Annotated in this window: 14 protein-coding genes; 4 read left to right on the plus strand and 10 right to left on the minus strand. The window is 50.2% G+C overall.

The features are described 5' to 3' along the window. Positions 1-9 precede the first annotated feature (9 nt). From L0M14_RS20525 to L0M14_RS20535, 3 genes are read right to left on the minus strand one after another with little or no spacing between them, the layout of a single operon-like run. Positions 10-1104, minus strand: a complete 1095-nt coding sequence (locus L0M14_RS20525; protein ID WP_235118444.1) for a glycosyltransferase family 4 protein — start codon at positions 1102-1104, stop codon at positions 10-12. Between the two features lie 13 nt (positions 1105-1117). Next, positions 1118-2215 carry a glycosyltransferase family 4 protein gene (locus tag L0M14_RS20530; protein ID WP_235118445.1) on the minus strand — a complete coding sequence of 366 codons (1098 nt, stop codon included), beginning with the start codon at positions 2213-2215 and terminating at the stop codon, positions 1118-1120. An 18-nt stretch (positions 2216-2233) separates the two neighbouring features. Then, the gene (locus tag L0M14_RS20535; RefSeq protein WP_235118446.1) at positions 2234-3337 is read right to left on the minus strand and encodes a glycosyltransferase family 4 protein; all 1104 of its coding nucleotides are present in this window, start codon (positions 3335-3337) and stop codon (positions 2234-2236) included. Between the two features lie 217 nt (positions 3338-3554). Between L0M14_RS20535 and L0M14_RS20540 the strand changes: the two genes are divergently transcribed. From L0M14_RS20540 to L0M14_RS20555, 4 genes are read left to right on the plus strand one after another with little or no spacing between them, the layout of a single operon-like run. Next, complete coding sequence (locus tag L0M14_RS20540) at positions 3555-4238, plus strand: galactosyltransferase-related protein (protein WP_235118447.1); 684 nt, start codon at positions 3555-3557, stop codon at positions 4236-4238. 5 nt (positions 4239-4243) lie between these two features. Further along, the gene (locus L0M14_RS20545; protein WP_235118448.1) at positions 4244-4426 is read left to right on the plus strand and encodes a hypothetical protein; all 183 of its coding nucleotides are present in this window, start codon (positions 4244-4246) and stop codon (positions 4424-4426) included. Between the two features lie 26 nt (positions 4427-4452). Next, the gene (locus tag L0M14_RS20550; protein ID WP_235118449.1) at positions 4453-5364 is read left to right on the plus strand and encodes a glycosyltransferase family 61 protein; all 912 of its coding nucleotides are present in this window, start codon (positions 4453-4455) and stop codon (positions 5362-5364) included. An 18-nt stretch (positions 5365-5382) separates the two neighbouring features. Further along, the gene (locus L0M14_RS20555; RefSeq protein ID WP_235118450.1) at positions 5383-6495 is read left to right on the plus strand and encodes a glycosyltransferase family 61 protein; all 1113 of its coding nucleotides are present in this window, start codon (positions 5383-5385) and stop codon (positions 6493-6495) included. Positions 6496-6541: 46 nt separating this feature from the next. Here the strand turns inward: L0M14_RS20555 and L0M14_RS20560 are convergent, their stop codons facing one another. The 7 genes from L0M14_RS20560 to L0M14_RS20590 form a co-directional block, all read right to left on the minus strand. After that, positions 6542-7312: a HipA family kinase gene (locus L0M14_RS20560; protein ID WP_235118451.1), complete on the minus strand. Its 771-nt coding sequence runs from the start codon at positions 7310-7312 to the stop codon at positions 6542-6544. Between the two features lie 23 nt (positions 7313-7335). Further along, positions 7336-8709 (minus strand): UDP-glucose dehydrogenase family protein, encoded by a 1374-nt coding sequence (locus L0M14_RS20565; RefSeq protein WP_235118452.1) that lies wholly within the window; start codon positions 8707-8709, stop codon positions 7336-7338. Between the two features lies 1 nt (position 8710). Next, positions 8711-9679 (minus strand): UDP-glucuronic acid decarboxylase family protein, encoded by a 969-nt coding sequence (locus L0M14_RS20570; protein ID WP_235118453.1) that lies wholly within the window; start codon positions 9677-9679, stop codon positions 8711-8713. Then, a complete protein-coding gene (gene galU, locus L0M14_RS20575; RefSeq protein WP_235118454.1) occupies positions 9676-10557 on the minus strand; it encodes a UTP--glucose-1-phosphate uridylyltransferase GalU in 882 nt (293 codons plus the stop codon). The genes L0M14_RS20570 and galU overlap by 4 nt, the downstream gene beginning before the upstream one ends. Before the next feature lie 29 nt (positions 10558-10586). Then, positions 10587-12719 carry a hypothetical protein gene (locus tag L0M14_RS20580; RefSeq protein WP_235118455.1) on the minus strand — a complete coding sequence of 711 codons (2133 nt, stop codon included), beginning with the start codon at positions 12717-12719 and terminating at the stop codon, positions 10587-10589. Positions 12720-12838: 119 nt separating this feature from the next. Further along, complete coding sequence (locus L0M14_RS20585) at positions 12839-13876, minus strand: mannose-1-phosphate guanylyltransferase (RefSeq protein ID WP_235118456.1); 1038 nt, start codon at positions 13874-13876, stop codon at positions 12839-12841. Between the two features lie 311 nt (positions 13877-14187). After that, a complete protein-coding gene (locus L0M14_RS20590; protein ID WP_235118457.1) occupies positions 14188-20439 on the minus strand; it encodes a WIAG-tail domain in 6252 nt (2083 codons plus the stop codon). Between the last annotated feature and the right edge of the window lie 25 nt (positions 20440-20464).

Raw genomic sequence — 20464 nt, forward strand, 5'->3', positions numbered from 1 at the left:
CTCCCTTCTCTACACCAAAATCTTAAATTTATTGATCTCCCGCATGACCCTTTGCGCAACTTCTTGCTCGTGAAATTTCTCCAACAGTTCCCTTCTTGCCCGTTTCCCTTTCTCCCTCGCTTCTTCCCGATTTTCGAATACATGCCTCATCTTCCGCTGTAAATCTTTCATGGAAGGCTCTGCCCAATAATGTCCATTGAACATCGGCAGCTCATTCTCGATTTGGATGAGCTTCTTAACTCGAATGAAATACGAATTGCCGGAATTCATGAATTCCGTATGGCCGCTCCATTCCGTACCGATCGAAGGCAGCTCCATCAGCATGGCTTCAAAGAACGGTCTTCCCCAGCCCTCCCCGCGCGTCGGCAGCACAAAGGCGTCGCATACCCGGTATAACTTGAGCATATCCTCCAGGAGCATCATATGATCGATCATATAAATGCGGGGCTGCTGCTCAGCCGGTTTGGGGTGTCCGGCAATGAACTGTTCAATTCTTTCGTTTCTGTTGTTGTCCCTCACTTTCATAATTAAGGCCACATCATCGTCTATGGAAAACTCATTAAGGTACGCATTTAGAAGGACGTCGTACCCTTTTCTTTTTTTCAAATCGAAAATAGAAAGAAACCGGAAGGATTCAGAAAAGGAATGGTCCAGCGTCGGCCCCTCGGGTTGAAACTGGCCGATATCGAAGAAGTTCGGTATCAGTCTCAGCGGGACTCGGACTCCGGAAGACAAGAATGTCTGCAGATTGAAGGTACTCTGCACCCACACCTCATCGAATGCGTTCAGCTCCGGTACCCAGGACGCGGGAATCCGGTCCGTTTCGAACGTAGTCCTGGCGATGTTAATCCGAAATTCAGGATTATATTTCACACCTGCGCCAATCCAGTTATAGATGTATATATCGTTGCTCGGCAGTTCTACATGTTCAAAGGAAGAGATAAATGCAATTTCCTCGGGCGGCAGCACCGTATGCTTCTCTTCCCGGTCTCTCGGGGCAATGCGAACTCGGAAACCGGCTTTGTGCAGTATTCGAAGCAGGATGCGGTTCCCTTCCGCAAGCCCATGCCCGTTGTAAAACTTACCGTCCAATAAAATATTCACATTCCTCACCTCCCTACAGCAGCTTGGCATACTTATAGATTTCTTCAACGACCATGTCTGCTACCCGGCGCATATCATAGCTGCGAAGAATATCCTCACGCGCCCGTTTACCCACCGATTGCGCTTCTTCCCGGTTCTCATAGACATGCCGCATTTTGGCTCGGAGATCCTTGATCGAGGGGTTCGCCCAATAATGTCCGTTAAACATAGGAAAATCGCTATCCTTAATTCGGACTAAGCGGTCAACATCGATTAGGTAGGCGTTCTCTTCGTTCATATAATCAAGATGCCCGCTCCAGTTGGTCGCAATGACAGGCATACACATCAGCATGGCCTCAAAGTAAGGTCTTCCCCAGCCCTCTCCGCGCGTCGGAAGGACAAAGGCATCGCAAGCTTTATACAGTCCAAGGAGCTCCCGCATGTGCAGCATTTGATCAATAATATAGACCGGAGGACGTCTTTCTCTGAGTGTAGGATGATCATCGATATAGGCCAAAAGCTTAATTAGCTGCTGATCGCTTCGGACTTTGATAATCAATGCGGCATCATCCTTGTCGGAGAACTCCTGCAGGAATGCATCGAGCAAAACGTCGTAGCCCTTGCGCAGCTGCAAATCAAAGATAGATAAGAACTTGAAGGTCTCTGCGACCGGCAGCCGCAGCGGCTCGGTGTACACATCAAACGCGCCAGTATCAAAGAAATTGGGAATGTGCCGAAGAGGTACCTGTACACCGGAAGAGGTAAACGTATCGATGTTAAATCTGCTCTGCACCCATACTTCGTCGAATTGATTCAGCTGCGGCACCCAACTGGCCGGAATACGGTCTGTCTCAAATGTCGTCCTGGCAATCGTAAAGCGAAACTCGGGACGATGGCGAATGGAGGAGCCTACGAAATTATAGAGATATACATCGTTCGACTTTAGCCTTGTGTGCTCAAAGGATGAGATATAGGCCGCTTCATCGGCATCCAGCACAAGCTTCCGTTCATTCGTATCCCAGGGAACAATTCGAACCCGGAACCCCGCTTGGTCCAGGATGCGCAGCAGAATGCGGTTCCCTTCGGCAAATCCATGGCCATTGTAAAAAATGCCTTCCAGCAAAATGTTCAAGGAGGCCACCACTTTTCTCTACATCCTAAATTTTTCGATCTGTTCTGCAACCTTCAAGCCGACATCTTTAAGACTATATGTCTCAAGCAGATCGGCACGCGCCCTTTTCCCCACCAGCCGTGCTTCTTCCCGGTGCTCAAAGACATAGCGCATCTTTCTGCGCAAATCCTTCATCGAAGGCTCTGCCCAATAATGTCCTTCGTATTTGGAAGGGTCCGGATGATCCTTCAAGCGTACAGGTATAAGCTTTTTCACACGAATTAAATAGGAATTCCTCTCGTTCATATACTCGGTCTGACCGCTCCAATTCGTACCGATCACCGGTATTTCCATCAGCATCGCTTCAAAAAACGGCCTTCCCCAGCCCTCTCCTCGGGTAGGCAGCACAAAAGCGTCACAGGCTCTATATAGACTGTGCAGCTCCGGAGTAAGCAGCATATGGTCGATCACACAAATCGCCGGCTGCAGATGTCCGGGCTTAGGGTGGGAACGGATCAGCTCGCGCAGCTTATCGGTTCCTTGGCTGTCTCTTACTTTAATCACAAGAGCTACATCTTCTTCCGAAGTGAATTCATCGAGGTACGCCCTAAGCAGCACATCGTACCCTTTACGCTCGATTAAATCGAATACGGATAAAAACTTATAAGAGGAAGCAATCGGCAGGTCGAGTACAGGACCCTGAGGACGATACTGCGGATCGTTAAAGAAATAAGGAATAAACCTCAGAGGGACCTGCACGCCGGAAGCCGCAAACGTCTCCCGGTTAAATGCGCACTGCACCCACACTTCATCAAACTGATTCAGTACAGGTACCCAGGAGGCTGGCAGACGGTCCGTTTCAAAAGTTGTGTGGGCAATATTAACGCGAAACTCAGGCTGAGTATGAAGCGCCGCCCCCGATCCCCGGTACAGGAAAATGTCGCTTCTCCGCAGCTCCGTCTGCTCGAAAGAAGAGACATAACGGATCTCCTCAGGGGTCAAAGCCATCCCCTTATCCTCCACCCGATCTCTCGGAGCAATTCGTACGCGATAACCGCAACCATCAAGAATGCGCAGCAGCGCCCGATTGCCTTCCGCATATCCACTGCCTGAATAGAAATATCCTTTGAACAAAATATTCAACAGCGTCATCCTCCTTCACGTTCGCTGCTCGTCTGGATGTCTCTATCGATAGACCTCTATCTACAATATATTTATCCCTAGTTGTGCCCGTGTTGGGGCAGGTACCCCGTTTCTTACAAAAACTGCTGCAAACCATCCCTTCAAGCGCCGATACCCCTGCACCATGTCGAACATACGATAGAAGTATTGGAAGTAACGATGTAAAGGAGGCCCGCTCATGTTTCATCAGGTATCCGTCTTATTTGCTTATAAACCGGACAAGGGTCCAAGAGACGCTGCGCTCAAATGGACGACAAGCTTCTATAAAAGAGCGATGCCGGGCATTGAAATCTGTATCGGCGAGGATTCAAGCCGCAATTTCAATAGATCCAAGGCGCTCAATAGAGCTGCTAAACAATCCAAAGGAAAAATCCTAGTCATCGCCGATCTCGATGTATTCTATGATCCGGCTATTCTGAAACAATCTATTAAATTGCTGAAAAAGCATGCTTGGGTGGTACCTTTTAGCCAAGTCATAAATCTGTCAGAGAAGAATACCAAACGCATCTATGAAAGCAAAGCAGCCTGGCCGTTACAAGCAAAAATCCAACATGCCAAAGTCAGAGAATACTCCAAGTGGACAGGGAAATTAAACATTGTGCCTCGGGAAGCGTTTAAAAAAGTAGGCGGTCTCGATGAACGATTCAGCGGATGGGGCTGTGAAGACACTGCTTTTGCCCTAGCCTTGAATGCAATTTGCGGACCGTATAAAAGATTGGATCATTCCATTTACCACCTGTGGCATCCGAGAGTCGGTCCAAAAGGAAATCCCAATTTCGATAACAATATGAAGCTCCTTGAGCGTTATAAACAAGCTGATTCGAAAGAAAGCATGCGCAGATTAATTGGAAACAGGAAGTGATCAGAATGACCGATTCCCGAATGATTGTTCCTTCCAAGCAGGACTGCATGAGCCTGGACCAATGGGTGAAGACGCAACGATCGGCGGATCGCCATACCCTGCTGACCTATCCAATGAAAAAGTCCCGATCGTTAATCAAGCCTATAAGCATCGATAAGAAGCTTCACCCTATTTTCAAGTATGCTTGAATGTATGGAAGGTCAACAGACAACCCTTGCCAGGCAAGGTTGCCGTCATCCCAAACGGAAGAGTATGGGGAGACAAAGGCGTTGTGATCACGCCGGACCATAAGGTGCTCAAGAGTGTGACAAGGGCTGTAATTGATAAAGAAATCAAATCATTGCCGGGGCCCCGAATTACAAGGAAAACAGTAGGTGTATTGACATTCAAATATACGCACAACTATTTTCACTGGATGATGGACGTACTTCCCCGGATTCAACTTATCCGTAAAAGCGGGATTCCCATCGACCGGTATATCATCAGCAAGCCCGGCAGCTTTCCATATGAAGAAACACTGGATCGTTTAGGCATTCCAATGAAAAAGGTATGGATAGCCGACAGCCCCGAGTTTCATATGGAAGCCAACCGGCTGGTAGTGACAGACACCCTGTCACGGTGGGGAAGCCACTCCCATGTCTATCCGCAGTGGGCCTGCGACTTCATAAGAGATCAGTTCCTCGATCCGAATAAAAAGCCCTCCCGTGCGTATGAACGAATTTATATCAGCCGCACACATGCGAGCCGCCGTAGAATTACGAACGAAGATGCGCTCATTCGACTTTTACAGAAATATGGGTTTCGCTGCATCTATCCGGAGCAGCTTTCACAGGCGGAGCAAGCACACATTTTCCATTCGGCCAAAGTTATCGTCTCACCGCACGGAGCTGCATTGACCAACCTCGTTTTTGCGAAACCTGGCACGACGCTGCTTGAATTATTCTCTCCTAAATACGTCAGAGAGTATTATTGGATCATTAGCAGCTATATGAAACTAAATTATTACTATTTAATAGGGGACAGAGACTTGACTCATCGTCCTGAAAAAGAGCTGGCTGAGGATATGAAGATCGATGTAACGTCTGTCAAAGAATTGCTGCAGAAAGCAGGAATCGATCGAAGATAAAAGATGAGAGGTGAGCGCATGACGCATAGAGAGCTGCCGCCTGAAGGCTATTACAGCACCTTCAAGGAATGGCTGAACACGACAAGTCTGCGTAAGCGAAAGCATCGAAAACGCAAGCATTTTAACGATCCCGTTGATCTGAGCGAGCCCCTTGGGTTAGAGAGCCCGACATTCTGGACGCTGCGCTTTTCCGAGGCGAGGGATCCTTACCGTCAGCGAAACGGGATCATCGACATCATGCCCAAAGGACGGATATGCGGTGCGAAGCCCGATGTACTCTCACCCGATCATAAGCTGATCTGGGAGCATTCCCGTGAGATGCATAAGGATCCGCAGAAGCATTCCATCTTTGAGCTGCAGAAGCTGCCGCCTCTTACGTACACAGACGATATTGTGGCACTGCTCAGCAGCAAAGACAGCCATATCTATTACCACTGGATGTTCGATGTGCTCCCCCGCATCTATCTCATGCACAAACGCGGCATCCTAGCGGACAAATATGTCATTAACGGCAAGCGGCTGGCCCCGTTTCAATATGAAACTCTCCAGGCGCTGGGCATCCGGCGCAGCCAAATTATCGAAAGCCACGATGAGCTGCATCTGCAAGCGAGAAAGCTGATCATGCCGCATTTTACTTCCGGAATTCGGCCCCAGTGGGTGTGTGAATTTCTGCGTAAAAAACTGATGATCCAGCCAAAGCTGGCGCCGATTCCCGGCTATAAACGGATTTACATCAGTAGAGCCAATGCCCGTAAGAGAAAGCTCCTTAATGAGCCTGAGGTCATAAGGCTTCTTCAGAAGTACGGCTTTCGAAGCGTAAGTCTGGAAACGATGCCTGTTTCCCAGCAAATTCAAATCTTCTCCGGTGCGGAGGCTGTCGTGGCGCCTCATGGAGCCGGGCTGACCAATATTGTGTTCAGTCCCCCCGGCATCAAGGTCATTGAGATGCTTTCTCCCCAGTTGGTACACAACTGTTATCCGATCCTGAGCAGCCACATGAAGCATCAGCATTACTACCTCATCGGCGAAGGGGAGCGCCCGCCGGAGTATATTGACCCTCATGACCATAAGGCTGACATTCGCGTCAACTTGAACGAGCTGCACCGGCTGTTGAAGATGGCCCGACTTTAGCACAAAAGAAAAGCGTCTCCCTGAAGCGGAGACGCTTTTTTCCACATCATATATTATTCTTGTCGATATATTCCCTCATCACGCCGGGCAGCGCTTTTTTCGCATATTTCAAATGCTTATACAGTGCCTCCTGATAGGAGTCGGACACGTTCCAATCGTCGGGCAGCATATCGATAATGTGCCTAAGATCATCATTGTGAATAGCCGTGATTTTATCCACATAATCCATCAGCTGCTTTTTATGGGTAATCAATGTATGGAACCAGCGGAATACTTTGCCCCTCCTGACGGACAAAGGCAAGAATTCCCTGCTGGGGTTATCCGGCGTTATATTAAAGCAATTCGTATGGTCTATCATCTGGAACACATATTGGTTGCCTTTGGGCACAAGCAGCAAATTCTTTTCATTTCGGTCCGAATTACTCGTATAGTGATCAAACACGATCAGTCCCGGAACCTGATCCACATTCTTGATCTCGTGTCTTTTGGGCCTGCTATCCAGATCGGTAACATGCAACGCTCGTTCCACAAACCGGCTTGCCGATTGCCGGCCGGATCGGAACGATTTGCTGCGAAGCTCGTCATACTCTTCAATAAACTGCTTGGTGATGCGGATTGTTTTGTAACGGGGAATGGGCAGCTCTAGCAATGCCCCTAAATGATTAACAATGAATTCATTGATGAGTACCCAATCTCCTTGCGGATTATTTTTAAATTTGACCACATACCGTCGTCCGTCGCTGCATGCAATCAAATGCGGTGAAGATTTGCCTCTGGACATGGGCCGAATGTAGGTGACGGGCTTAATGGTCCCCATACTATCCCCCCCTTCCTAGGAAGTTATTTACCTAAACCCTCGTAAATAAAACCAGCCTCATCTAATTGCTGCGGATCTAAGAAGTTACGTGTGTCCAGGATGTAGCCGTCGTAGTTCATAGCGGATCTCATCTCATCCCAATGCAGAAACTGGTATTCCTCCCAGTGAGTTAGAAGGATGATCCCGTCTGCGGTATGCGCCGTATCTTCGGGACGCTCACAGTAGTGTACAGTCAGATGCGGATTCACCTTGCGAAACATCTCCATGCCTTGGGGATCGTGAACCGCGACAGTAGCCCCCAGCTTGAGAAGCTTCTCAATGATATAAGAGGCTTGCGTACTGCGTGCGTCGTCCGTATTCGGCTTAAAGGTAAGCCCCAGAATACCGATATGCTTGCCCTGGAGTGATGTAAGGGCGCGCTCCACCTTGTGGATGCAATAGTCATGCATCCCTTGGTTCGCCTGGACGGCCGCCTTGACGATCGTCAGCTCACTCCCGCTCCGCTGACTGGCCTGCAGAATTTCCGCGGTATCCTTCGGAAAGCAGCTGCCGCTCCAACCGCTCGATACTTGCAGGAATTTGGCTCCAATCCGGGAGTCCAGTCCCATGCCATAGGCTACATCGAGCACATTGGCTCCCAGCGCTTCGCACAACCTGGCTACCTCGTTCATGTAGCTGATTTTCACCGCCAGGAATGCATTGGATACGTATTTGATCAGCTCAGCCGATGTAGCATCGGTTTGCACATACACCGGAGCAGGCGAGCTCAGTCGATGTGCGAACATCCCCCGGATGAATGAATGATCAAGGAAGTTTCTTTCCATAAGCGGTTGGTATAGGGCTCTCATCGTATCTGCCGCCTGTTCGTATCCGGCTCCTACTACAATCCGATCGGGAAAGAATACGTCCTCCAGCGCATAGCCTTCCCGTAAAAATTCAGGATTGCTTACCACGGCAAAATGCTGATTATGAAGCAGGCCCGACGCTTCCTCGATGAGTGAAGCCACCCATTGGGCGGTCCCGGCGGGTACTGTGGATTTGTTCACAATAACCGTGAATTTGCCCGGATTCAGATGCTTACCCAGGCTGCGCGCCGCCGATTCCACATACTTTAAATCAGCGGTTCCATCTGATCGGGAAGGTGTCCCTACTGCTATAAAAATCACATCCGCACGGTAGACACACTCATAGCTTTGTGTCGCAGAAAGCATGGCCGAATGAACCATCTGTGAGATCAGCTCAGAGAGATGCGGCTCGAAAATCGGACTTACTCCCCGATTCATTTCATCTACTTTTTTGCTGTCCGTATCAACAATGACGGTAGGATAGCCTAACGCTGCGAATGCGGTACCTGTCACGCTGCCTACATACCCCGAGCCAATACATACTACCTCCATGTCAGTCCCCTCCATTCAATGCCATCTGCTTTCTATAGGCATGAATCGTTAAGCACAGTCCTTCCGAAAGCCCCACACGTGGTTCCCATCCAAGCAGCTTTCTTGCTTTATCAATGACCGGCCGCCGTAATCGAGGGTCATCGGCAGGGAGCGGGCTAAACGTAATCCTGCTGTCCGAATGGGACAGCTCTTTGATCCACTGGGCAACCTGTATAATCGTCGTCTCTACAGGGCTGCCGATGTTGATGGTCTCGCCTGTTGCCCGGTCACTCTCCATCATCAGTTCGAGTGCGCGCACTGTATCGTCAACATAGCAGAAGGAACGGGTTTGCGATCCATCACCGTATACCGTCATGTCCCGGCAGGCGAGTGCCTGAGTGACAAAGTTGGAGATGACTCTGCCATCATCATTGCGTAAACCGGCCGAATACGTATTAAAAATGCGGGCAATCTTCACTTCTACGCCATACCTGTGCCAGTATTCATAACACAGCACTTCTCCTAATCTCTTGGCTTCGTCGTAGCAGGCTCTCGGGCCCCATGTGTTAACATGGCCTCTGTAGGTCTCCGGCTGAGGATGAACCTCGGGGTCGCCATACACCTCACTAGTGCTCGAAAAGAGCAGCTTAGCCTGGTTGCGCTTAGCAAGCTCGAGCATATGCTTTGTCCCCGCCGTATTGACTAGAATCGTCGAGAATGGATTAGCCTGGTAATACTTAGGGGAAGCGGGAGAAGCTAAATGATAAATTTCTTCAGCCTCATTCAGCTCAGAATGCAGCAGCGTCGTCTCCTGCGAGACATCGCAGGTGATGCAGGTGAACAGCGGAGATTCCGTGAGCTCCGCTATGTTCTCCATCCTGCCTGTAGAGAAATTATCCAGTCCAACCACTTGGTTCCCTTGCGCGATTAGCCGTTTAGCCAAGTGAGATCCCAAAAAACCCGCAGCGCCGGTAATGACGATTTTCTTCATGTCATGTCTCCTCCGTTCGAAGAGAATTGGCGCAGGTAGGACCAAAATTCGTCTTGCAGCGCTTCGTTTTTACAAGCCAACTCAACGGTAGCTTTTAAGAAGCCAAGTTTATCGCCGACATCATAGAGACGGCCTTGGAATTCATAAGCATACAGGGGTTTAGCATGAGCCAGCTCCTGCAAAGCGTCAGTAAGCTGGATCTCCCCGCCTACGCCTACGGACTGATGTTCCAGAATGCCGAAGATATCCGGATCCAGAATGTATCTGCCCACAATAGCTGCATTGGATGGCGGATTGCTTTTGGGTTTTTCTACGAGGTTGTTGACCCGATAAAGACCATCTGCAATTAACGTTCCATCAACGACTCCGTACTTGCTTACGTCGGACCAATCCACTTTTTCCACAGCTAGAACTGAGTTCTGCTTGTGCTCATAGATGTCAATGAGCTGCTTCAGGCAAGGAACCGGGCTGTCGATAATCATATCGCCAAGCAGAACAGCAAACGGCTCGTTGCCGATAAATTTGCGCGCGCACCAAATTGCGTGTCCCAGTCCAAGCGCTTGCTTCTGCCGAACATAGTGAATGTCGACAAGATTGGTAATCTCATCGACTAACTGAAGCAAGCTTTGTTTGTTCTTCTCCCGCAAATTTGTCTCTAATTCGTAGTTCACATCAAAATGATCTTCAATCGATCGCTTGCTGCGGCCGGTTACGATCATAATATCTTCAATGCCCGATTGAACCGCTTCTTCCACAATATATTGAATCGTCGGCTTGTCGACGATGGGCAGCATCTCTTTAGGCATCGCCTTGGTAGCCGGAAGAAATCGGGTTCCTAGCCCTGCCGCAGGAATGATGGCCTTTTTGATCGTTTTCATCGCCTTCCCTTCTTTCTCCGGATGTAAGGTCAACTGTCAAATTTACCACTTATCACAACATGCAGACGCGGTTTTTTCAAAGCAGACACCCTTGGTACATAAACCCCATGATTGCTGAGTTGATCCTGCATCCAGCTTTGAGCCAAGCTCGTGCATTCCCAGGTGAACAGCTTTCTGGTTACTCTCTTGCTCTTCGGCTTAGCTGCCGTCTTGTAAATAGGTAACGCCCGTATAGAGGGTCTGCGCCTGACCGCGCTTCGGCTGGACCAAGGGGACTTGATTCTGTGAATACGAAGCACCTTCGTAACGGCTTGAATCTGCATCACCGCTCGTTCAATGGTACAATCTGGGGGCAGCTCTCCTAAATTAAAGGAGAAATAAGAGACGGGACCTGTCTTCAGCAGCAGTCTTCTGTACCTGTTAGGTGTTAAATAGACGCTGCGGGTCGTGACCCTTGCTATGGTTTCAGAGGCTTTAGCGCTATCCGATTCTTGATCGGAGTGATTGTCATGCGATGAGGCTTCCGTTGCCGTCTCCGAATCCCGCTCCGCTTCATGTGAGGATTCTTCATTCGAATGCTCAGGCTGAGCCTGAGAGCCATTCTCATCAAAAACCTCATCCAGCTCGTTAAATAAGCCGTCTTCCACAATACCCTGGAATTTGTCTATATAGTTAGGAAGCGTGTGTTTTTCGGAAATGTACTTTCTGGTCTTCTGACGCATTTGCTGCCGTAGTCCTTTATCCCGATAGAGCTTCTGCATCGAAACATACAATTGCTCTTCCCATTGACCGTCTGATCCGATTTTGCAGACGACTTCGTCCGGCAGCTCCTCTATCATATCGGAGTCTCTTACAATGGCTGCTTTGCCATAGGCCAAGATATCAAGCACTGCTGCAGGAGAAGCTGCGTCGTGATCATCAAACATGTGTATGCAGGCATCAGAGAGGCTTAAAGCGGTCTGGTAGCCTTTGCGATCCGTGCAGGCCTTGAATTCAATGATATTGTCCAAGCCGAGTTCCTTCACCAACTCTCGCAGACTTTCACCGGCTTGCGCTGCATAGGGGCCGTACACAACGTACCTGATATCCGTATTCCCTTCGTCGACCAACCGTTTGACCATGCGGATTGCCGAGACGACCCAGGCATGCTCTTCTGACTGGATGAAGCTGGAAAACACGAAATTTCTGGCCGTCACTAGCGAGATCATGACCGGCAGCTTTTGCGGCAATCGAATGTAGCCCACATTGTGAAATCCTTTATCATGCAGGATTTTCTTAGCTCTACGGCTGTGTACGATGATGGCTCGGGCCTTTTCCAGATAATAGTCCACTTCATATAAGCCGAGCTTGCGCAGCTCAAGATCATGAAGCACAACGATACCGGGATAGCGAAGCACATAGGGAACCATGTACTTATGCTCCGTACTGTCGCCGAGTTGAAACATGACATCGTCGTACAGCTGCGCCCGATTTACAAATTCGGCATGACGGAAAATCCGGTACGCAGGTTCTTCCGAATTCAAGCTGGAGTGGGGTTCATACCCGTCCCCGATAAAAACATCGCATTCGTACCTCTCTTGCAGTGCAGGCAGAACAAGTTGAATATAGTGATTCAAATCAGAGTCCGATGCTGTCATCGGGGTGAAGACAGCCAATCTTTTGCGCAGGTCCTGTTGATAGTTCACCTCGGTTGCAAGCTTGACTTTTTCGGCCGGAGCCCCGGCATATTGAATCGCATCCTCTCGAACGGAGGAAGAAGCAGCTAAGATAAGATCACAAGATTGAAGGAAATTCAAGTAAGCAGCCGAGCTTTCCGTTGCGGAGTCGTTCCTTACATGGGACGTGCTTACAAATCTCTCTGACAGCATATGCTGCACATACAAGACGACCTTGCTTTTACCGAACCATTCTTTCCGCCAGAGAGCTTGATCCGAGCCAGGCAAATCAAATACGTGGAAGCAGTGGATATGATGTTCTTCAATGAATTGCCGGATTTGATCCGGCAAGGATACATGCCGGGAATCGGTTTTCTCATAAAAAAAGTGATATACATCATCAGGGTTGCTTCGTTTTACATGATGGATGAATTTCTCTACTCCTTCGAGCAGCCTGGGGTCGGTCGAGCTTCCAAGCATTAGAGACATATCAAAAGCGATATTCATTGTGTCACCACCTGTTGGACTTGATCTTTCTTGTTTCATATCGTATGCATACCTATGAAAACCTAGCTAGACCATGAACCAGATGGCAAAAATTTGGCGTTTGTCCTCTTGCAATATAGCTACTGATCCTTCTCTTTTACAAGAGTAGGTTCCATAGATTTAATCACATTCTTAATCTTCTGTTCCTCTGATTTGCGGCATACCAGCAATCCGTCCTTGGTAGAGACGACGATCAGATCCTCAATTCCAATCGCAATGACGGTTTGATGATCGGTATAAATGATAGAATCGTTCACGTTCTGCCCGTATACATCGCCAAATAGTAGATTGCCGTTGTCATCCGTTGAAAACACCCGCTCCAGCGACGTCCACGAGCCGATATCATCCCATATAAAATCAACCGGAATCGTATAAATCGTATGTGCTTTCTCCAGGATGGCGTAATCTACCGAGATGCGAGGCATGGAAGCGTAGACTTCCTCCAGATTGTCCTCGGCACCATACAGCTGCTCCCACAAGTCTGATTGATAGAGCCGCAGGTAATGTGCAATCGTAGAAGGCTTCCAAATACATATACCGCTGTTCCAATACGTATCGGATTGCTGAAACAGCTCCTTCGCTTTTTGTTCGTTCGGTTTTTCCATAAAGGTGTCCACCCGAAAAGCATATCCGCCGGTTTGTCCGGGGAATGTGCGGATATAGCCGTAGCCGGTTTCCGGACGAGTCGGTACGATCCCCAGAGTCACAATCGTTTCATTCTCGCTGGCCAGCCTTTCCGCTTTCAGCAAAGCTTCCCACAAGGCATCATCTTCGGGGATGTATTGGTCCGATGGTGCAGTAATCAGTACCTCATCCAAGCCTTCTTTTAGAAAAAAACGCGCTGTAAGCGCTATACAGGGGCCTGTATCCCTCTGATCGGGCTCGACAATCACATGGTCCTTCTCCAGACAGGGGAGTTGTTCGTAGATGAGCTCCAGATAGGAGGAACCGGCAACGACATATATGTCACGGGCATCCACATATTTAAGGAAGCGCTGATATGTCTGCTGGAGCATGCTCTCGTGGGAGGTTAGCGCGAGAAACTGCTTGGGCTTGGAATCTACGCTTCTGGGCCAAAATCGCAGGCCCTTCCCTCCGGCCATTATCACCACTTTCATCAGGCTCATCTCCTTTTTAATTTCAAGGATTTCTGTTCCATTGTATTCCCCCATACTGGCGGGAAAGTGGACGAATAGCTCCAGTGGCGGAAAAATGGTTACTCGTCCACTGTTTGCAGGGCAGGGTTGGAGATAAGCGATTGGAATAGAGCTACGGAAGCTGATAAAGGGGAACTGGAGGTCTCCTTACTTTTTCGATTCCATAACAAAATGTCGACAGCGATTGGAGTAAAGCTGCGGAAGCACGGAATGGACCCTACTTTATAGACAAACAAAGGACCATGTCCGGAGACACGGTCCTTATCACCCCGTTATGCCTTGGGTCCAATGGCGATCCAATTAATAATGCCGTAAATATCTGTAGAGAAGCGAGTCCTCACAATGGTAAGGATGGCATAATTCGTAAACTTCTGCTTGACGACCGCGTAGCATGCCGCATGATTCGTCATCGCGATGAGCGCATAATTGATATCCTGGAAAGCTTCATCAAAATGAATCTGCACTTCCGCGATTTCATCCTGAATCTTGATTTCAAAAGGAACCAGGCCGAATTGCTGAATGGACTTTGCCTTTGCTGCCGGAAGCTGCATGACGGGAACGGAAAGCTTGGTGGCATCGACACTGCCTGAGGCCAGATGCTCGCCGGTTATCGTGCCGGGCACCAGCTTGCCGCCATCGATACTTTGATCGGCTAGCTTTGCTGCCGTTACCGACCTATCAGCCAGATGCTCCCCGTTTACCGAGCCTTCTGCTAATTTGGCACCATCTACAGCCCCGTCGGCAAGATGTTCGCGCGTAACTGCCGATGCTGCAATATGACCTGCCTCAATACTGCCTGCAGCCAGCTTCGAACCGCTGATTACTCCATCTGACAAATGCCCGCTGCTCACGGAGCCTGCGGTCAATTTGCTGCCGTCCACGCTGCCGGGGGCGAGGTGATCCCCTGTTACCGAGCCTGAAACCAACTTCCCGCTATCCACGCTTTGCTCAGCTAATTTATCTGCTGTTACCGTACCATCAGCCAGATGTTCGCCCTTCACAGCGCCTGTGGCTAACTTGGTGCCGTCCACGGCTCCGTCCGCTAAGTGTTCGCGCATGATCGCCGAAGAAACGATGTTGCTGGCGTCAACGCTGCCTGCGGCAAGCTTTGAACCTAAAACAGATCCGTCAACCAAGTGCTCGCTGCCTACTGCTCCGGCTGCTAGCTTACTGCGTTCTACGCTGCTATCGGCGAGTTGGAAGCTCCCTACCGCGCCGGCGCCGATGTGTTCACTGCTTACGGCTCCTGCTGTCAGTTTACTGCCGTCGACACTTCCTGCCGCCAATTTAGAGGCATTCACCGATTCAGGCGCAAGGTGCAATCCGTACACCGAATGGATGGCCAGTTTGCCGGCATCCACACTGCCTGCCAGCAGCTTCGTCCCGCTTATCGAATTATCAGCCAGGTGTTCGCCGGTTACGGAGTCCAGTGCCAGCTTATCGCCGTCGACACTTCGCTCGGCTAATTTGGCTGCCGTCACCGAGCCGTCTGCCAAGTGCCCAGCTGTCACCGATTCCGCCGCTAATTTGGTGCTGTCCACAGCCCCGTCCGCTAAGTGCTCGCGCGTAATCGCCGAAGAAACGATGTTGCTGGCGTCAACGCTGCCAGCGGCAAGCTTTGACCCTAGAACGGATCCTTCAGCCAATTGTTCGCTGTTCACCGCTCCGGCTGCCAGCTTATTACGGTCTACACTGCCGTCGGCGAGTTGGAAGCCGCCTACCGCTGCTGCGCCGATGTGTTCACTGCTTATAGCTCCTGCTGTCAGCTTACTGCCGTCGACACTTCCTGCCGCCAATTTAGAGGCATTCACCGATTCAGGCGCAAGGTGTACGCTGTAAACCGAGCTGCTCGCCAGCTTGCTTGCATCCACACTGCCAGCCAGTAATTTTGCGCCGCTTATTGAATTATCAGCTAGGTGCTCGCCGGTTACGGAGTCCAGTGCCAGCTTATCGCCGTCGACACTTCGCTCGGCTAATTTGGCCGCCGTCACCGAGCCGTCTGCCAAGTGCCCAGCTGTCACCGATTCCGCGGCTAATTTGGTGCTGTCCACAGCCCCGTCCGCCAAGTGTTCGCGCGTGATTGCCGAAGAAACGATGTTGCTGGCGTCAACGCTGCCAGCGGCAAGCTTAGACCCTAGAACAGATCCTTCAGCCAATTGTTCGCTGCTCACCGCGCCGGCTGCCAGTTTAATGCGGTCTACACTGCCGTCGGCGAGTTGGAAGCTGCCTACCGCTGCTGCACCGATGTGTTCACTGCTTATAGCCCCTGCTGTCAGCTTACTGCCGTCAACACTTCCTGCCGCCAATTTAGAGGCATTCACCGATTCAGGTGCAAGGTGTACGCTGTAAACCGAGCTGCTCGCCAGCTTGCTTGCATCCACACTGCCAGCCAGTAATTTTACTCCGCTTATTGAATCATCAGCTAGGTGCTCGCCACGAACGGCAGACTTCAATAGCTTGCTGCCATCTATACTTCCAGCTGCCAGTTTAGCCCCAGTAATAACGCCGTTGTTAATATGATGATCGTGGATAGCCCCCACAACAAGCTTGCTGCCATTTACGCTCTCGCTTGCAAGTTTAGCTGATGTGATTACACCGTCCACGATGTGCTCATTTTGAACGGCATTAGGAGCCAGCTTACTTTCTGTAACGCTATAGTCCGCTAATTTCTTTTCAGTTACAGCGCCATCAGCAAGATTCTCGGATTGGATCGACTCCTCCGCCAACTTTTGCCCATTAATGCTGTGGTCGGCCAAGACGTCAATCGTAATGGAATTAGGAACTAAATGATCGGCTGTCACGGAGCCCGGTTTAATATGAATACCATCAATAATGTGTTCCTGCAAGTGCCGAGCTTGGATCGAAGCAGGGGCAATTTTGGCCCCGACCACTGCTTCCTGGGCGATTTTACTCGTTGTTACGGATTGATCATGAAGCTTGCTGGAAATAATCTCCCCGTCAGCAATATGCTGGCGTTGTATCGAAGTCAAAGCAATCTGTTCTTTACCCACTGAGCTTCCTGCAAGATGTCTGGAGGTAATGATTCCATCGGCGACTGTATCCCCATTCACGCTGCCAGCAGCAAGTTTGGACGCAACGATGGAACCGTCAGCGATCTGCTCGCTTCCTACCGCTCCATGAACCAGTTTGCTGGCATCTACACTATCCGGCGCAAGCTTGCTCCCGATGACTTCACCGTCCGCTAGATGCTGCGCTCTTACCGCGCCTTCGCCGATCTGATCGGCAAGCACGCTGCCAGCTCCCAGCTTATCTGCTGTCACTGCTCCGTCCTGGATCCATTCCGTACCGACAGTGTTCCATGCAAGATGCTCGGAGTGAATTTGTTCAGGTGCGATATGCCCGGCTTTCACAGCTCCTTCGGCAATATGGCCTTCTGTAATGGAGCTTTCTGCGATATGGCCTGACAAGATCGAACCTTCTGCGATTTTGCTCGCATCCACGCTGCCATCCGCCAACTTCGACGACTGCACCGCGCCCTCCGCCAATTGCTCGCTTCCTACCGATCCGCTAACTAATTTGCTGGCATCTATACTATCCGGCGCAAGCTTGCTTCCGTTTACTTCGCCATCCGCAAGATGCTGCCCTCTTACCGCGCCTTCGCCGATCTTATCGGCAAGTACGCTGCCGACCGCCAGTTTATCTGCTGTGATGGCTCCGTCCTGAATCCATTCTGTTCCTATAGAGCTTAATACGATATGGTCGGATTGAATCTGTCCTGGTGCAATATGCCGGGCTTTCACAGCATCTTCAGCAATATGGCCTTCCGTAACGGAGGCTGCTGCGATGTGTCCTGTTAAGATCGCACCTTCTGCGATTTTGCTCGCATCCACACTGCCTGCCGCCAGCTTCGATGACTGCACAGAACTGTTTGCCAACTGCTCGCTTCCTACCGCCCCGTTAACCAATTTACTGGCATCCACACTGTCTGGCGCGAGCTTGCTCCCGATGACTTCCCCGTCCGCCAGATGCTGAGCCCTCACAGCTCCTTCACCGATTTTATCGGCAAGTACGCTGCCGGTTGCCAGCTTATCTGATGTAATGGCTCCATTCTGGATCCACTCTGCTCCGATGGCATCCAAGGCGATGTGGTCGGATTGAATTTGACCTGATGCAATATGCTCGGCTTTAACAGCTCCTACGTCAATATGGTCTTCCGTAATCGAACCGATTGCGATATGGCCCGTTAAGACCGAGCCTTCGGCGATCTTACTGGCATCCACACTTCCAGCCGCAAGCTTTGATGACTGCACCGCGCCGTCCGCCAACTGTTCGCTTCCTACCGCTCCCTTGGATAATTTAAGGGCATCCACGCTGCCGGCTGCCAGCTTTGAGCCGTTCACCGATTCATCAGCTAAATGCCTGGCATGGATCGCTCCAGCCACGATCTTGCTGCCATGGATGCTCTCGTTAGCCAGCTTGGCTGCCGCAATGCTTCCGTCAGCAATATGCTCGCTTGCAACCGCCTTAAACGCTATTTTGGCAGATGTCACACTTGCATCGGCAAGTTTAGCCTCCGTTACGGACTCATCAGCCAGCTTTTCCGTGAGAACAGCTTGATCGCTCAGTATCTCTGATGTTACCGCTCCATCCTGCAGATGGGCCTCCGTTACCGATGAAAATGCTAATTTAGCCTCCGACACTGCGCCATCGGCAAGCTTTTCCTCTGTAATCGATTGTTGAACCAGCTTACTGCCTTCCAGACTGTTATCCGCAAATACTTCCAGGCTGATCGAGTTTTGAGTAAGATGATCAGAGGTAATGGAACCATGCTTGATGTGAAATCCATCGATGATACCCTCTTGAAGATGGCGGGTCTCAATCGTGAGAGGCGCGATCTTATTACTGGTGACAGCTTCTTCCGCAATTTTGCTCGTTGTGATGACTTCGTCTTGCAAGTGGCGGGTAATTAATTCTTCATCGGCTATATGCTCGCGATGGACGACAAATAAACCGATTTGATCCGTTCCGACACTCCGGTCTGCTAGATGTTCAGAAAATATGGCCCCCTGCTGCACATGCCCGCTGCTTACCGAACGAGGCGCCAATTTCTCCGATGTCACGCTTTCATCCGCAAGCTTGCCGGTGCTGACACTGCCATCCGCTAACTGATCCGTTGTTACACTTTCTGCAGCAATCTTGCCGGTAGTAACCGAAGCGTCGGACAGATGGTCCGTGTGGATCGAATGCGGTTCCATATGCTGAGCTTGAACCGCGGACAGACCAAGCTTCTCTGAAGTCACGGATTCATCTTCCAGCAGATCCGTATGAATCGCCTTCATTTGAATATGGTCGGCGCTAATTTCTCCTGAACCGATATGATCTCCGGTAACAGCGCCGGAGGAGATGTGCTGGGATTGAATGGATTCTTCTGCAATATGTTCGGACTCTACAGCTTCCAAAGCGATCTTGTCACTCGAAACCGATCGGTCTGCGTATTTCTCTTCCGTCAGCGATTTCTTTGCAATCTTTGATGTCGTTATGGATTCTTCCTTCAGATGAAGAGATTGAATCGATGACTCCGCAATATGATCTCCCTGGATCTGTCCCGCAGCTATCGTATGACTCGTTACACTTCCCGGTGCCAGATGCTCCTCGGTAATGCTGCCAAGCTGCACATGCGCCGATTCGATGCTGCCTTCGGCGATTTTAGAACCGGTCACGGCCCCATCCCTCAACTTATCAGTGGTGATGGAAGAGTCATTGATTTTGGCCGTGTCGATGATTCCGTTAGAGAGATGCTTGCTTTGAATGGCTCCGCTGTGGATTTTATCTGAGGTTACGGCTTGATCATCGATTAGCTCCTCTGTCACCACCATCTCGGAAAGATGATGCGGCAGGATGGAGGCTTTGGCTATTTTGGATGCATCGATCGCCTGATCCGCCAGCTTATCTACGGTGATGCTGCCGTCAATCAGCTTAATGCCGTCTATAGATTGATCCTGAATCTTATTACCGGCAATAGATAGCGGTGCTATGTGCTCATCGTGAACGGCTCCGTTTGCGATTTTATCCCGCGTCACGCTTGCAGGAGCAAGCTTCGAGCGATCCACAGCAAGATCTTTGATTGCTTTTGAACCGATACTCTGCGGCTTTAGCTTGGTTTCATCGATAGCTCGATTCGCTATTTTCTCTGCCGTTATGGCTTCTTCACCAATGTCATCGGTGTATACAACCGGATGTTGGGAATCTCCGCTTCCTCTCCTTTCGGAAAGCATGATTAGCGGTGGAGCCGGGTTCGCTGGACGCTGGGCGTGCGCAGGACCGCTATTGTTTTTTTTATCTTCTGCGGAGGAGGCAGATTCCGTTTTCTTAGCTTTGCTTGCATTCTTAGGTGTATTTGCGGGTGCGGGCGGCTTCTCTTCTTCAAAAGTAGGAAGATCCAGGGGTTGATTCGCAGCCAGCAGGTCGGGCTCATCCAACCATTTCAATTCGTTCGTTCTTGCGTTTACACGCAGTACTGTCGGCTTTCGAAGCGAACTCCGGTCGCCTTTACGTTTACTCATAGACTCCTCTCCATTCCACACAATC

Origin of the sequence: Paenibacillus hexagrammi, from assembly GCF_021513275.1 — a bacterium.
Classification (GTDB): Bacteria; Bacillota; Bacilli; order Paenibacillales; family NBRC-103111; genus Paenibacillus_E; species Paenibacillus_E hexagrammi.

What these genes read in the sequence shown, in the direction of transcription:
- L0M14_RS20580 (WP_235118455.1), bottom strand. Translation starts at nt 12,719, where the DNA reads ATGAATATCGCTTTTGATATGTCTCTAATGCTTGGAAGCTCGACCGAC.
- L0M14_RS20560 (WP_235118451.1), bottom strand. Translation starts at nt 7,312, where the DNA reads ATGGGGACCATTAAGCCCGTCACCTACATTCGGCCCATGTCCAGAGGC.
- L0M14_RS20570 (WP_235118453.1), bottom strand. Translation starts at nt 9,679, where the DNA reads ATGAAGAAAATCGTCATTACCGGCGCTGCGGGTTTTTTGGGATCTCAC.
- L0M14_RS20555 (WP_235118450.1), top strand. Translation starts at nt 5,383, where the DNA reads ATGACGCATAGAGAGCTGCCGCCTGAAGGCTATTACAGCACCTTCAAG.
- L0M14_RS20565 (WP_235118452.1), bottom strand. Translation starts at nt 8,709, where the DNA reads ATGGAGGTAGTATGTATTGGCTCGGGGTATGTAGGCAGCGTGACAGGT.
- L0M14_RS20545 (WP_235118448.1), top strand. Translation starts at nt 4,244, where the DNA reads ATGACCGATTCCCGAATGATTGTTCCTTCCAAGCAGGACTGCATGAGC.
- L0M14_RS20590 (WP_235118457.1), bottom strand. Translation starts at nt 20,439, where the DNA reads ATGAGTAAACGTAAAGGCGACCGGAGTTCGCTTCGAAAGCCGACAGTA.
- L0M14_RS20540 (WP_235118447.1), top strand. Translation starts at nt 3,555, where the DNA reads ATGTTTCATCAGGTATCCGTCTTATTTGCTTATAAACCGGACAAGGGT.
- galU (WP_235118454.1), bottom strand. Translation starts at nt 10,557, where the DNA reads ATGAAAACGATCAAAAAGGCCATCATTCCTGCGGCAGGGCTAGGAACC.
- L0M14_RS20585 (WP_235118456.1), bottom strand. Translation starts at nt 13,876, where the DNA reads ATGAAAGTGGTGATAATGGCCGGAGGGAAGGGCCTGCGATTTTGGCCC.